We start from the raw sequence: 14,107 nt of genomic DNA, 5'->3' as shown, positions 1-14,107 counted from the left end.
GGTCCCGGAGTCGAACACGCGGCTCCGCAGGCCGGGGCCGTACTGCTTCCGGCAGCCGGGCCGGGGAACACGGCTCAGGAGACGATGACGGCGGCCACGACGAGGGCGAGGGCGGCCCCGAGGGCGGCCAGGGCGTCCGGGGCCCAGCCGATGCGCAGCCCTCCGGCCCCAGTGGGTCCGGGAGAGGCCGTCGAGCCGGCGGATCCGGAGTCGGCCGTCGGATCGGCCGGACCGGACCCCGTTCCGCCGGGGTCGGCGGGGGTTCCCGATGCGGCCGGGGACGCGGGTCCGGGGTGGGAGGCGGCGGAGCGGCGGGCGGCCTCGGCCCGCTCGTTGATCTGCTGGGCCACCCAGTCGGCGTGGGTCTTGCCCGCCAGTGCCTCGGCCGCGGCCTGCTCCCCCTTGGTGAGGGCGGGTTCGGTCGCGAAGACGCCGCGCTGCGGGGCGGACTGCCCGCGCCGCGTGGCCGCCGCCCGCTCCCTGGCCGTGGTCTGGGGCGTCCAGCAGCGGATGACCCGCCCCGCCGCGTTGATCGTGATCGCGTGGGAGACCGTGACGCCCTCCACGCCCGCCCAGGGCACGGAGACGGTCCTGAGCGGGTTGCGGACCTGCAGGCTCTCCTCGGTCAGGACGACCGCCGGGCGCAGGCAGGTGATGTAGACCAGCGCCGTCAGCACACCCAGCACCGCCGCCGCGACCAGCGAGGACGGCCCGCTGTAGCGGATGATCAGGTCGGCCGCGTTGAGCGCGGCGAAGACCATCCACACCCAGCCGAGGATCAGGGCGAGCTTGGACCGGAAGACCTGTCTCATCGGCCCCGCCCCGCCGGACGCCCGTTCACGCCTGCCATTTGAGCCGCGCGAACCCGGGCTTGATGACCCCGTTGATGAGCGCCAGGCGGTCGTCGAAGGGCAGGAAGGCCGACTTCATGGCGTTGATGGTGAACCACTGCATGTCGTCCCAGCCGTAGCCGAACGCCTCCACCAGCTTGGCGAACTCCTGCGAGACGGTCGTCGCGCTCATCAGCCGGTTGTCGGTGTTGACGGTGACCCGGAAGTTCAGCCGCCGCAGCAGCCCGATCGGGTGCTCGGCGATGGAGGACGCGGCGCCCGTCTGCAGGTTCGAGGTGGGGCACATCTCCAGCGGGATGCGCTTGTCGCGGACGTAGGCCGCCAGGCGGCCGAGCTTGGGCTCGCCGTCGCCGGACACCGCGATGTCGTCGATGATCCGCACGCCGTGGCCCAGCCGGTCGGCGCCGCACCACTGGATCGCCTGCCAGATGGACGGCAGGCCGAAGGCCTCGCCGGCGTGGATGGTGAAGTGGGCGTTCTCCCGCTGCAGGTATTCGAACGCGTCCAGGTGGCGCGTGGGCGGGTAGCCCGCCTCGGCTCCGGCGATGTCGAACCCGGCCACGCCGACGTCGCGGTAGCGGACCGCGAGCTCGGCGATCTCCATGGACCTGGCCTGGTGACGCATCGCGGTCAGCAGCGTGCCCACCCGGATGCCCCGGCCCTCGGAGCCGATCCTGAACCCTTCCAGGACGGCCTCGATGACCTCCTCCAGGCTCAGCCCCCGGGAGGTGTGCTGCTCGGGCGCGTAGCGCACCTCCGCGTAGACCACGCCGTCGTCCGCGAGGTCCTCGGCGCACTCGGCGGCGACCCGGACCAGCGACTCGCGCGTCTGCATGACGCCGACCGTGTGGTCGAAGGTCTCCAGGTAACGCTCCAGCGAACCCGAGTCGGAGGCCTCCTGGAACCAGGTCCGCAGGTTGTCCGGGTCGGTCGTGGGCAACCGGTCGTAGCCGGTCTCGCGAGCCAGGTCGACGATGGTCTCCGGCCGCAGACCACCGTCGAGGTGGTCGTGGAGCAGGACCTTCGGGGCCCGGCGGATCTCCTCAAGGGTGGGTGGCTGGCTCATCTCGTCATCCTACTGTCAGGGGTCCCGTCGGCGATTTACGTGAGTCGCCGCGTCACTCGTCGCGGTGGGCCGTCTCGGGAGAGAAGGCGGGCAGGCAGACGGCGACGTACTCCGCGCCCTCGGAACCGCAGCTGTAGCGGATCTTCTCCCCCGGCTCGCACGCGAACGCCTGACCGGCGTGGATCTCGGTGACGCCCTCGGCGTGCTCGACGATGACCGTACCCTTGAGCACCAGGGTGTACTCGGCGAACTCCGGCGCCTGGGCGGGCTCATCCCATCCGGCCGGGGCCGTCATGTGCGCGATCGAGATCGCGGTGTCGCCGCTGTTGACCCGGCCGACGTACTCGTCAATGATCTTGCCGCCCGGGACGGGGATCCGTGTCGCGCTATCGATTTTCCGTACCATCAGACCATTTTGTCACCGGCCCGGCCGGGCCCTTCAGTGGGCCACGTCGATGACCAGCCGGTTCGGCGAGCGGTACTCCTTCACGCGGAACCCCGCCCGGTGCTCCAGCACGATGCCGACGCCCACCACGGCCTCGAAGTCGCCGGTCCTGACGACGTTCTTCACGTTGCCCAGCGAGGCCTTGAAGATCGGCCCGCCCTTCCAGGTCGGCGTGCCGTCCTCGTCGTGGGCGTTGGCCGGGATGATCGTCACCTGGAGGTAGGCCCCGCCCTCGACTTTGAAGGGCTCGCCCGACCCGTCCTGGACGAGCTCGGGCACCCACTCGACCCGGTATCCCGGTAGCGCGCCCCGGTAGTCGACGACCACCCGGTCGAAGCCCCGGTGCTCGGCGTAGCGCACCCCGGTGACGATCGGCGGCTCCTCCAGGCTCCGCTTGACCTCCACCGTCCGGGTCCCGGTCGGCGGCTTGAGATCGGCCGACCCCACCGAGGAATCCGGCGAGGAGCCCGACGAGGAGTCCGGCGAGGCGGGCTCCGGAGCCTCCGTGATCTCGGCGGTGGTCTCCTGCGCGGCGGGCGCGGGGGTGGCCCGGGTCGTCGCGCCGCCGCAACCGGCCAGCAGCAGGACGAGGGGGACGAGTGCGAGCGCGGCACGGGAACGGTTCATGTAGGCCTCCTGCCTGGTAGGACGTGCCATACCCATGAACGGTTCAGCCACATCTTCCTGTCCGCGGGGTGGATATCGAGACGGCATGGGAGACGCCGCCGCGGAGGCCCGGTCCTCCGCGGCGGCGGGATCAGCCCCCTTCCGGGCCCCGGCGCCGGAAGGGGAGCGTGGTCCTCAGACGGTCTCCAGGACCTTCTCCTCCTCGTCCCGCACGGCCGTACGGGATCCCAGCAGGCCGGTGAGGGCGATGCCGAGACCGACCAGGCCGAGGATCGCGGAGACCGCGATCGCGGCGTGGAAGCCGTCCAGCGGGTCGGCGCTCGTGCTGGAGGTCAGCACCGCCGTGACCACCGCCAGCACGACCGCGCCGCCGACCTGGCCGGAGGTGTTGAGCAGGCCGGAGGCCAGTCCCTGCTCGTCGTCGGCCACGCCGTTGGTGGCCTGGATGTTGAGCGAGGGGAAGGACAGGGCGAAGGCGATGCCGAGCAGGATCATGCCGGGGATGATCAGCATGGCCAGGCTGGGGGTGCCGTCGAGGCGCAGGAAGAACGCGTACCCCCCGGCCAGCGCCGCCGAACCGATCACGATCAGCCGGGCGGTGCCGAAGCGGTCGGCCAGGTCCCCCATCTTGGTGGACGTCACGGCCACCAGCAGGCCGGCGGGCAGGAACGCCAGCGCGGTCTCCAGGGCGGACCAGTGCAGGAAGTTCTGGAAGTACTGCATCGCCACGAACTGGAAGCCGACGTAGGAGCCGAACAGGATCACCAGCCCGAGGTTGGCCCGGACGATCGGCCCGGAGCGCAGGATGCCCAGCCGTACCAGCGGGTGCCTGACCTTCAGCTCGGTGAGCACGAACACCGCCAGCAGGGCGGCGGCGCCGAGCAGCGACCCGATGGTGCGGAGCGAGCCCCAGCCGGCCTCGGGGGCCTCCACCACGGTGAAGACCAGCAGCAGCATCGAGGCGGTGATGGTCACGGCGCCGATGAGGTCGTGACCGCCCTCGGCCCGCTCCTCGCGGTGCCTGGGCAGGAACTTCAGCGCCGCGACCAGGGCGATGATCGCGACGGGGACGGGCATGAGGAACGTCCAGCGCCAGTTGAGGCTGGTCAGCAGGCCCGAGATGACCAGGCCGAGCGAGAAGCCGCTGGCGCCGGAGGCGGTGAAGATGCTGAGAGCCCGATTGCGGGCCGGGCCCTCGGCGAAGGTGGTCGTGATGATGGACAGGGCGGCGGGGGCCGTGAAGGCGGCGCTGATGCCCTTGACGAACCGGGCGGCGATCAGCAGGCCGCCGTCGTCCACGATGCCTCCGAGGAGGGAGGCCACGGCGAAGACCGCCAGCGCGACGAGGAACACCCTGCGCCGCCCGAGCAGGTCGGCGGTGCGGCCCCCGAGCAGGAGCAGTCCGCCGTATCCGAGCACGTAGCCGCTGACCACCCACTGCAGGGCGGAGGTGGACAGCCCGAGGTCCGCCTGGATGGAGGGGAGGGCGACGCCGACCATGGAGACGTCGAGGGCGTCGAGGAAGACGACCGTGCACAGGACCGCCAGGGCGGCCCACAGGCGCGCGTCCCAGCGTCCTTCATGGGAGGAAGGGATCATGGGGCCCAACAATACATGCATACGCATCTAATGCAAGAGAATTTAATTCCTGTGCATTTAATGTTCGCGCATGGTACGATCCGCCGCATGAGCGAGGATGCCGCCGTCCGCGCGTGGCGTGAGGTGCTGGCCAGGCACGCCACGACCTCCTGCGCCCTGGAGCGGGCGCTCTCCGACCGGCACGGCATCGGCATGAGCGAGTTCGAGGTGCTGGAGCGCATGGTCGAGCTCGGCCAGGAGAAGTACCGCGTCCAGGAGATCGCCGACGCCGTCCACCTGAGCCAGAGCGCGTGCTCCCGGCTGATCGCCCGCCTGGAGAAGGCGGGCCTGGTCCAGCGGGGGATGTGCGAGGTCGACCGCCGGGGCATCTACGTGCTCATCACCCGGGAAGGCCGCGACCGCCACGCGGAGGCCCTCCCCACCCACCGCGCCGTCATCACCTCGGCTTTCGCCCCCGGCGCCCCTCCCCCGAAGCCGTGCGTCCCCCAAGACGCACCCGTCCCCGAACCGGCCCACGCCCCCTGAGCGCACGCCCCGCATATGGGCGTTCCCGGCTGCCCGCCGTACGGCGGGCAGCCGGGAACGCGGGTCAGGCGGAGACGCCGATCAGGCGGTGATGCGGTCGATCACCAGGGGGAGCAGGTCCCGGTCGCCGGACTCGCCGATCGTGTAGGACCCCTCCAGGGCGGCCAGCGCCCGCTCGAAGCGCGAGGTCTCGTCGGCGTGCAGGGTCATCAGCGGCTGGCCCTGCCGGACCATGTCGCCGGGCTTGGCGTGGAGCATGATCCCGGCGCCGAAGGACACCGGGTCCTCCTTGCGCTCCCGGCCCGCGCCGAGCCGCCAGGCGGCCAGGCCCACGCCGTACGCGTCGAGCCGGGTCAGCACGCCGGACGAGGGCGCGGTGATCTCCATGGTCTCGGCGGCCTTGGGCAGCAGGGCGTCCGGGTCGCCGCCCTGGGCGGTGATCATCCGGCGCCAGGCGTCCATCGCCGAGCCGTCCTTCAGCGCCTCCTCCGGGTCCTTGCCGGAGACGCCCGCGGCCTGGAGCATCTCGCGGGCCAGGCGCACGGTCAGCTCGACCACGTCCTCGGGCCCGCCGCCGGCGAGCACCTCGACGGACTCGGTCACCTCCAGCGCGTTGCCCACCGCGCGGCCCAGCGGCCGGTCCATCGCGGTGAGCAGGGCGACGGTGTTCACCCCGGCGTCGGTGCCCAGCTCGACCATGGTCGTGGCCAGCTCGCGGGCCCGCTCGACGGTCTTCATGAACGCGCCGGAGCCGACCTTGACGTCCAGCACCAGCGCGCCGGTGCCCTCCGCGATCTTCTTGGACATGATCGAGGAGGCGATCAGCGGGATCGACTCGACCGTGCCGGTCACGTCGCGCAGCGCGTAGAGCTTCTTGTCCGCCGGGGCGAGCCCGTCACCCGCCGCGCAGATGACCGCCCCGGCCTTGTTCAGCACGTCGAGCATCTCGTCGTTGGACAGCAGGGCCCGCCAGCCGGGGATGGACTCCAGCTTGTCCAGCGTGCCGCCGGTGTGGCCCAGGCCGCGTCCCGACAGCTGCGGCACGTAGCCGCCGCACGCGGCCACCAGCGGGGCCAGCGGCAGGGTGATCTTGTCGCCGACGCCGCCGGTGGAGTGCTTGTCGGTGGTACGGCCAGGCAGCGCGGACCAGTCCATCCTGGCCCCCGACCTGATCATGGCCTGGGTCCACTCGGCGATCTCCCGCCGGTTCATGCCGTTGAGCAGGATCGCCATCGCGAGCGAGGACATCTGTTCGTCGGCGACCACACCTCCGGTGTAGGCGTCGATCACCCAGTCGATCTGCTCCCGCGACAGCTCGCGGCCGTCCCGTTTGGTGACGATGACGTCGATGGCGTCCATGATCAGGCCCCCCGGCTCAGGTCGTCGGGCCCGAAGGCGTACGGCAGGATCTCCGCCATCGGCTTCGGCCCGTCCACGGTCTCCACGAGCAGCGTGTTACCGCCGAACTCGAACAGCAGCTGGCGGCAGCGCCCGCACGGCATGAGCAGCTCCTCGTGCCCGTCCACGCAGGTGAAGGCGACCAGCCGGCCGCCCCCGCTCGCCTGGAGCGCCGAGACCAGCCCGCACTCGGCGCACAGGCCGACGCCGTAGGAGGCGTTCTCCACGTTGCACCCGGACACGACGCGCCCGTCGTCCACCAGCGCGGCGGCGCCCACCGGGAACTTGGAGTAGGGCGCGTAGGCGTTGCCCATGGCCCGTACGGCCTCCGCCCGCAGCGCGGCCCAGTCGATCGTGTCGGTCATTTCGCCTGACCCTTCCGGTACGGCAGGCCGTCGGCTGCCGGCATTCGCAGGCGCTGGGCGGCCAGCGACAGCACCAGCAGCGTGGTGATGTGCGGGGTGACGGAGGTGAACTGCGGCGGGATGCTGTCGGTCAGCGCGAAGGCGACGAGCACGGCGAGCGCCGAGACGCCGGTGAGCACCGCGGCCCGGCTGCGGTTCTGCCGGACGAGCTGGTGGACCGCCACCGCGGCGAGCAGGATCGCCACGAGCAACAGCAGCGCGTGCACGGACTCGCCGCCCCGGCGCAGCTGGAGCGCGTCGGTGTAGCCGAACAGCAGCGCGCCGCCCGCCAGACCGCCCGGCCGCCAGTTACCGAAGATCATGGCGGCGAGGCCGATGAAGCCGCGCCCGCCGGTCTGGCCCTCGCGGTAGGCGCTGGAGGCCACCAGCGACAGGAACGCCCCGCCCAGGCCCGCGAGCGCGCCGGAGATGACGACCGCCACGTACTTGTAGGTGTAGACGTTGACGCCGAGCGACTCGGCCGCGACCGGCCGCTCACCGCAGGAGCGCAGCCGCAGGCCGAACGCCGTACGCCACAACACGTAGAACGTCAGCGGGATCAGCAGGATCGCCAGGATGGTGAACAGCGAGACGTTGGTGGTCAGGCCCCGCAGGATGCCGGCCAGGTCGGAGATCAGGAACCAGTGCCTGGCCTCCAGGTCCGCCAGCGCCTCGCCGACCCACGGCAGGCTCACGACCCCGGGCTTGGGCACCGGCGGCGACTGGGTGTCCCCGCCGCCCGGCATGTCGGCGAAGGTCACCTTGGACAGGAACTGGGTGATGCCCAGGCCCAGGATGTTGATCGCGACACCGGAGATGATGTGGTCGACGCCGAAGCTCACGGTGGCCACCGCGTGCAGCAGGCCGCCGACCGCGCCGCCGACCGCCCCGGCGAGCACGCCCGCCCAGGGGTTGTCGAACTGGATCGCGCCCCAGGCCCCGGCCCAGGTGCCCAGGATCATCATGCCTTCCAGGCCGATGTTGACCACGCCGGCCCGCTCGGACCACAGACCGCCCAGACCGGCCAGGCCGATCGGCACGGCCAGCGCGACGGCCGCGTTGATCGCGCCCGCCGAGGTGAGGTCGACGGCGTCGGTGACGGAGCGGGTGACCGCCAGCAGGAAGACCAGGGCGGCCACGCCGATCAGCAGGAGCCGCCAGGTGAGCTTGAACTTCCCGGCGGTCGCGGTCGGCTCCACCGGAGCCTGACCCGTCTTCAGGCCGCTTGCGCTCATGCCGACGCTCCTTCGCGCGGCGGGGTGGTCGTGCCCGCCAGTTCCTTGCTCACCCTGCGCTGCTCGGCCGTGATCTGGTAACGGTGCACCAGCTCGTAGGCGATGATGACCGAGAGCACGATGGTTCCCTGCATGATCAGGACGATCTCCGGAGAGATCTCGTGGAGCTGCAGGATGCTCGACGAGGTGTCGAGGAAGGCCCACAGCAGCGCGCCGAACGCGATGCCGACCGGGTGGTTGCGGCCCAGCAGCGCGATCGCGATGCCGGTGAAGCCGAGGCCGGTGGGGAAGTCCAGGCTGTAGGAGTAGGACGACCCGAGCAGCTGCGGCATGCCGATCAGGCCCGCGGCCCCGCCGGACAGCAGCATCGCGATGATGACCATCTTCTTGACGTTCACACCGCTGGCGACCGCGGCCGTCTCCGAGCGGCCGGTGGCGCGCAGGTCGAAGCCGAAGCGGGTCCGGTTGAGCAGCACGTGATAGGCCACGCCCACGACGACCGCCAGGATGAGCAGGCCGAAGACCTTGGCCTCGGTCCCGGGGATGATCGCCATGCCGGGCACCTGCCCGGACTCGGCGATCGGCTTGGTGCCGATGTTGTTGCTGCCCGCGACCTCGACGGCCAGGCGCTCCTTGTTGAGCAGCCAGGCGCCGAGGGAGGTGGCGATGGCGTTCAGCATGATCGTGGAGATGACCTCGCTGACCCCGCGCTTGACCTTGAGCAGGGCGGCGATCGAGGCCCATCCGGCGCCGACCAGCATGGCCACCAGGATGATCATGGCGATGTGCAGCGGGCCGGGCAGCGCGATCGCGCCGCCCACCGCGGCGGCGATCAGCGCCGCCAGGCGGTACTGGCCGTCGACTCCGATGTTGAACAGGTTCATCCGGAACCCGATCGCCACCGCGATCGCGGACAGGTAGAACGTCGTCGCGGAGTTCAGCGTCAGCACGATCGACCGCGGCTGCGTGCCGTAGTCGATCATGATCCCGAGCGTCTCCAGCGGCGGGTCGCCGCTGATCAGCAGGACGACCGAGGTGACCACCCCGGCGAAGACGATGGCCAGCAGCGGCGCGGCCAGCGAGAGCAGGCCGCTCAGCCGTACCCGCCCGAGCAGGCGGTCGGCGAAGCCGGGCTCGGCGGCGTTCATGCGATGCCTCCGGACACGCCGGGTACGGCGCGCACTACGTGAATGGTCATGCCGCTTCTCCGGCTCCCGTCATGGCCGAGCCGAGCTGCTCGGGCGTCACGTTCTGCGGATCCACGTCGGCGACGATGCGCCCGCGCAGGATCACCTTCAGCGTGTCCGACAGACCGATCAGCTCGTCCAGGTCGGCAGAGATCAGCAGGACGGCCAGGCCCGCGGCCCGCGCGGCGCGCAGGTGGTCCCAGATCGCGGCCTGGGCGCCGACGTCCACACCGCGCGTCGGGTGCGAGGCGATGAGGAAGACCGGGTCTCCGCTCATCTCCCGGCCGACGATCAGCTTCTGCTGGTTTCCGCCGGACAGGGCCGCGGCGTCCACGTCGATGCCGGGAGTGCGCACGTCGTACTCCTCGACGATGCGCTGGGTGTCCCTGCGGGCTCCGGCGCGGTCGATCCAGGGGCCCTTGACGTTGGGCTTGCGCGTCTGGTGGCCGAGGATGCGGTTCTCCCAGAGCGGGGCCTCCAGCAGCAGGCCGTGCCGGTGCCGGTCCTCGGGGATGTAACCGATGCCGGCCTCGCGGCGGCGCAGCGTGGACCAGGCGGAGATGTCGTGCTCGCCGAGCCGGATCTCCCCGTCGGCGGGACGCATGCCCATGATGGCCTCGACCAGCTCGGCCTGGCCGTTGCCCTCGACGCCGGCGATGCCGAGCACCTCGCCCTTGCGGATGTCGAAGGTGACACCGTCCACGATGCAGCGCTCGTCCGGCGAGTGCACCGAGAGGTTCCGCACCGAGAGCGCCACCACGTCGGTGACGGTGGACTCGCGCGTCTCGGGGCTGGGCAGCTCGCTGCCGACCATGAGCTCGGCGAGCTGGCGGGCGGTGACGCCCTTGGGGTCCACGCTGGCCACCGTGGTGCCGCGGCGGATGACGGTGATGGCGTCGGCGACCGAGAGCACCTCGTCCAGCTTGTGCGAGATGAAGATGATCGTCAGCCCCTCGCGGACCAGCTCGCGCAGGTTGCCGAAGAGCTCGTCGACCTCCTGGGGCACGAGGACCGCGGTCGGCTCGTCGAGGATCAGGATGCGCGCGCCCCGGTAGAGGACCTTGAGGATCTCCACCCGCTGCCGGGCGCCGACGCCCAGATCCTCGACCATGGCGTCGGGGTCGATGCCCAGGCCGTAGGTGTCGGAGATCTGCTTGATCTTCCTGCGCGCGGTGCCGAAGTCGAGGGCGATGCCGCCCTTGCGCGGCTCGCTGCCCAGGACGACGTTCTCCAGCACGGTCAGGTTGTCGGCCAGCATGAAGTGCTGGTGGACCATGCCGATGCCGGCGGCGATGGCGTCGGAGGGGGAGCGGAAGGTCACGGCCGAGCCGTTGACGCGGATCTCCCCCTCGTCCGGACGCTGCATGCCGTACAGGATCTTCATGAGGGTGGACTTGCCCGCGCCGTTCTCGCCGACGATGGCGTGCACGTGCCCCTGCTGTACGGACAGGGAGATGTCGCGGTTGGCCACGACGCCGGGGAAACGCTTGGTGATCCCCGCGAGCTCGACGGCCGGTGTCGAGGTGCTGATGACGGCCTCCTCCATGCGGATGGCCACGATTACGTAACGTGATGGGGAAAGTAGGTCGAAGGGCCCGGGGAATCCTCCGCCGGGCCCTTCATTGATATCAGGTCACAGGACGCCTGATATCAGGTCAGGAGACTTCCTTCGGCACGGTGATCTCGCCGGAGATGATCTTCTGCTTGTACTCGTCGAGCTTGGTCTTGATGTCGTCGACCTGACCGCCGGTGGTGGAGTAGTCGACGCCGCTCGCCTTGAGGTCGTAGACGGTCGTGCCCGACTTGGCCGCACCGGAGGTGGCGCCCTTCAGGAAGTCGAAGACCGCGACGTCGACCTTCTTGACCATGGAGGTCATGATGACGTCGCGCACGTCCTCGGCAGCCGTCTTGGCCTGGTCGGAGTCGACACCGATCGCCTTGCCGTTCGCGGCCTTGGCCGCCTCGAAGACGCCGCCGCCGGAGCCGCCCGCGGCGTGGTAGATCACGTCGGCGCCCGCGTCGAACATGCCCTCGGCCGCGGTCTTGCCCTTGGCCGGGTCGGCGAAGCCGGCGAAGTCCGGCGGCTGGGTCAGGTACTTGACGTCAACCTTGATGTCGGACTTGACGGCCTTGGCGCCGGCGACGAAGCCCGCCTCGAACTTCTTGATCAGCGGAACCTCGACGCCGCCGACGAAGCCCACGTGGTTCTTGGTCGACTTCAGCGCCGCGGCGGCGCCGACCAGGAAGGACCCCTCGTGCTCGGCGAAGACCAGGTTGGAGATGTTCGGCCCGGTGGCGGCCTCGTCGTCGACGATGGCGAACTTCACATCGGGGAACTCGGTGGCGACCTTCTTCACCGGACCGGAGTAGGCGAAGCCCACCGCGATGATCGGGTTGAAGCCGCCCTGGGCGAGCAGGCGCAGCCGCTCCTCCTTGGCCGCGTCGGTCTCGCCGTTGCCGGCCTCGAGCTCCTTGGTCTCGGCGAGGCCCAGCTCGGTCTTGGCCTTGTCCAGACCGGCGGCGGCGGCGTCGTTGAACGACTGGTCGCCACGACCGCCGATGTCGTAGGCGAGACCGACCTTCGCGCCGCTGGCGGCCGGAGCGCTGCTCGCGGCACCGCTCGGGCTGGCGGACGTGGCCGGCTCGTCGCCTCCACACGCGGCGGCGCCCATGAGCATGCCGCCGGCCAGTGCAGTCGCGGCCAGCCTGCCGAATCGGTTCTGAAGCAAGATGGACTCCCTTCGCGTTCTCAGTGCACGCGCGAAGAGACGCACGGCAACCCTGCACGGAAGATAGTTGTTCGGCGAGCATGGACCAAACCAGCACACAGCTCCGCAATAGGTCCGTTACCCAGCTCACGCCACCTTGTGACACGCGGGGGCGATCGACGCTACTGGCGAGTAGGGTAGATCGACTCCGCATGCGGCCGCCAGAGAGGCCGATGATCCGGCCGGCGGGTCGCCCCGCCCCACCCTGACGGAAGGCGACTATCTCGGTACGCGATGCACTTTTTTAGTGATGAACGTGACCGCTATGGCGTAAGGGGAAATCCAGTCCGCGGTGTTAGTTGTCCAAATTCAACATCACGACCTGCTCCCCGGTGCCCGGCCGCTGCCCCTCCCACAGGGCCGTCAGCGCGGTCGCCGCCAGGAAGCGCACGCCGGTGCCGATGCAGGTCTCGTCGACGTCGAAGGTGCCCTGGTGGATGTCGCCGGCGTGCGCCTCACCCGGAGTGCGCGTGCCGAGCCGGGCGAAGGCGCCGGGGACGGACTCGAGGTACCAGCCGAAGTCCTCACCGCCCAGGCTCTGCTGGGTCGGCACCGAGGCCCCCTCGCCGAGCACGCCCTCCGCCGCCTCGATCAGCATCTGCACGCTGACCTCCTCGTTGACCACCGGAGGCACGCCGCGCACGTAGTCCATCTGCGCCTCGATGCCGTAGGCGGCGGCGACCGACTCCAGCAGCGCCTTGATCATGTCGGGGGCCGCGTGCCAGGCCTCCTCGTCCAGGCAGCGCACGGTGCCCTCGGCGACGCCGTCGTCCGGGATCGCGTTGGCCGCGGAACCGGCCTCGACCCGCCCCCAGACCAGGCTGAGCGACGAGCGGGGGTCGACCCTGCGGGAGAGCGCGGCGGGCAGCTCGGTGAGGATCTTGGCCAGCGCGAAGACCAGGTCGGCGGTCAGGTGCGGCCGGGCGGTGTGTCCGCCGGGGCCGCTGACCCGGACGGTGACCCGGTCGCAGGCGGAGGTGATCGGGCCGATCTTGAGGCCGACCTTGCCGACGTCCACCCGGGGGTCGCAGTGCAGGCCGAAGATCCGGTCCACGCCGCTGAGGCCGCCGGCGGCCATGACCTCCAGCGCGCCGCCGGGAAGCTCCTCGGCGGGCTGGAAGATCAGCCGGACCCGGCCGGGCAGCAACCCGGCCTCCGCCTGGCGGGCCAGGAAGAGCGAGGTGCCGAGCAGGACCGTGGTGTGCACGTCGTGCCCGCAGGCGTGGCAGACGCCGGGCACGGTCGAGCTGTAGGGGACGTCCTTCTCGTCGGGCACGGGCAGCGCGTCGATGTCGGCCCGCAGCGCCACGGTGGGCCCGTCGCCGCTGCCCACGTCGCAGATCAGGCCGGTGCCGCGGGGCAGCACCGACGGGAGCAGCCCGGCGGCGGTGAGCTTGTCGGCGATGCGCTGCGTCGTGCGGTATTCGGCGAAGCCGAGCTCAGGGTGCATGTGAAGATCACGGCGGAACCCGATCAGCTCGCTCTCACAGCCGGCGAGGAACGCGTCGAGCTCCCCTCGCAGATCCATCCCCCGCATCGGTCACCGTCCCATCCGCGTCAGTGCTTTCAAATCCTCGACGCCTATGCCAACTGCCCGCCAACTGCCCAGATACCAGATATGCCACTGCCCAGAATCACGCGACCCATGAAGCAGCACCGAAAAGCGATCCCCGCACGGAGGGACCGGAGTGGGTGCACGGGCCGTCAGCGCGGATGACAATGCGCCGGTGCGGGAACGGCGGGCCGGTGTGGGGCCGCCGGCGGCACACCGACGTATGCATCGACTGTATCTCTCTTGGGCTGGCACTCGTCGACATCTGTGCCAAATGTTTCGCCGCCCCATACATATCTCTCGTCCCTCCTGACCCAGGAGGACCATGACGAATAGCTCAGAACGACCACAGGCAGTAGTCGGAGCGGAGTGGCCTAGACCACCCGTGCACCGCCCGGCGGCGGTTGAAACCTCGCTGAACTGGCACCTTAGGTGACTTCAGGTGCCACT

General features: G+C 70.6%; 13 protein-coding genes. 1 reads left to right on the top strand and 12 read right to left on the bottom strand.

Going from position 1 to position 14,107, the window contains the following annotated elements:
• Positions 1-74: 74 nt before the first annotated feature.
• The 5 genes from Psi01_RS01095 to Psi01_RS01075 form a co-directional block, all read right to left on the bottom strand.
• Positions 75-812: a PH domain-containing protein gene (locus Psi01_RS01095; RefSeq protein ID WP_204061983.1), complete on the bottom strand. Its 738-nt coding sequence runs from the start codon at positions 810-812 to the stop codon at positions 75-77.
• A gap of 25 nt (positions 813-837) precedes the next feature.
• The gene (locus tag Psi01_RS01090) at positions 838-1,917 is read right to left on the bottom strand and encodes an adenosine deaminase (RefSeq protein ID WP_204061982.1); all 1,080 of its coding nucleotides are present in this window, start codon (positions 1,915-1,917) and stop codon (positions 838-840) included.
• Between the two features lie 52 nt (positions 1,918-1,969).
• The gene (locus Psi01_RS01085; protein WP_204061981.1) at positions 1,970-2,323 is read right to left on the bottom strand and encodes a cupin domain-containing protein; all 354 of its coding nucleotides are present in this window, start codon (positions 2,321-2,323) and stop codon (positions 1,970-1,972) included.
• A gap of 33 nt (positions 2,324-2,356) precedes the next feature.
• Entirely contained in the window at positions 2,357-2,989 is a 633-nt protein-coding gene (locus Psi01_RS01080; protein ID WP_204061980.1) for an AMIN-like domain-containing (lipo)protein, read from the bottom strand.
• Between the two features lie 174 nt (positions 2,990-3,163).
• Positions 3,164-4,588 (bottom strand): MFS transporter, encoded by a 1,425-nt coding sequence (locus tag Psi01_RS01075; RefSeq protein ID WP_239126899.1) that lies wholly within the window; start codon positions 4,586-4,588, stop codon positions 3,164-3,166.
• A gap of 87 nt (positions 4,589-4,675) precedes the next feature.
• On the opposite strand from Psi01_RS01075, the gene Psi01_RS01070 reads away from it, so the two are divergent.
• Positions 4,676-5,113, top strand: coding sequence for a MarR family winged helix-turn-helix transcriptional regulator (locus Psi01_RS01070; RefSeq protein ID WP_239126897.1), 438 nt, complete (start codon positions 4,676-4,678; stop codon positions 5,111-5,113).
• A gap of 81 nt (positions 5,114-5,194) precedes the next feature.
• Here Psi01_RS01070 and Psi01_RS01065 read toward each other — a convergent pair whose 3' ends face one another.
• The 7 genes from Psi01_RS01065 to Psi01_RS01035 form a co-directional block, all read right to left on the bottom strand.
• Positions 5,195-6,472, bottom strand: coding sequence for a thymidine phosphorylase (locus Psi01_RS01065; RefSeq protein ID WP_204061977.1), 1,278 nt, complete (start codon positions 6,470-6,472; stop codon positions 5,195-5,197).
• A 2-nt stretch (positions 6,473-6,474) separates the two neighbouring features.
• Positions 6,475-6,876 (bottom strand): cytidine deaminase, encoded by a 402-nt coding sequence (locus tag Psi01_RS01060; RefSeq protein ID WP_204061976.1) that lies wholly within the window; start codon positions 6,874-6,876, stop codon positions 6,475-6,477.
• On the bottom strand, positions 6,873-8,150 hold the full coding sequence (locus tag Psi01_RS01055) for an ABC transporter permease (RefSeq protein WP_204061975.1): 1,278 nt from the start codon (positions 8,148-8,150) through the stop codon (positions 6,873-6,875). Before Psi01_RS01055 ends, Psi01_RS01060 begins: the two co-directional genes overlap by 4 nt.
• On the bottom strand, positions 8,147-9,298 hold the full coding sequence (locus Psi01_RS01050; protein WP_204061974.1) for an ABC transporter permease: 1,152 nt from the start codon (positions 9,296-9,298) through the stop codon (positions 8,147-8,149). The genes Psi01_RS01055 and Psi01_RS01050 overlap by 4 nt, the downstream gene beginning before the upstream one ends.
• Positions 9,299-9,344: 46 nt before the next feature.
• Entirely contained in the window at positions 9,345-10,883 is a 1,539-nt protein-coding gene (locus Psi01_RS01045; protein WP_204061997.1) for an ABC transporter ATP-binding protein, read from the bottom strand.
• A gap of 109 nt (positions 10,884-10,992) precedes the next feature.
• Complete coding sequence (locus Psi01_RS01040; RefSeq protein WP_204061973.1) at positions 10,993-12,066, bottom strand: BMP family lipoprotein; 1,074 nt, start codon at positions 12,064-12,066, stop codon at positions 10,993-10,995.
• Between the two features lie 334 nt (positions 12,067-12,400).
• Entirely contained in the window at positions 12,401-13,642 is a 1,242-nt protein-coding gene (locus tag Psi01_RS01035; RefSeq protein WP_204061972.1) for a M20 family metallopeptidase, read from the bottom strand.
• Between the last annotated feature and the right edge of the window lie 465 nt (positions 13,643-14,107).

Source organism: Paraplanobispora siamensis (assembly GCF_016863175.1).
In the GTDB taxonomy this organism is placed as follows: Bacteria; Actinomycetota; Actinomycetes; order Streptosporangiales; family Streptosporangiaceae; genus Planobispora; species Planobispora siamensis.
Note: the sequence above shows the minus strand (reverse complement) of the source record. Positions and strands in the feature narration are given on the sequence as shown.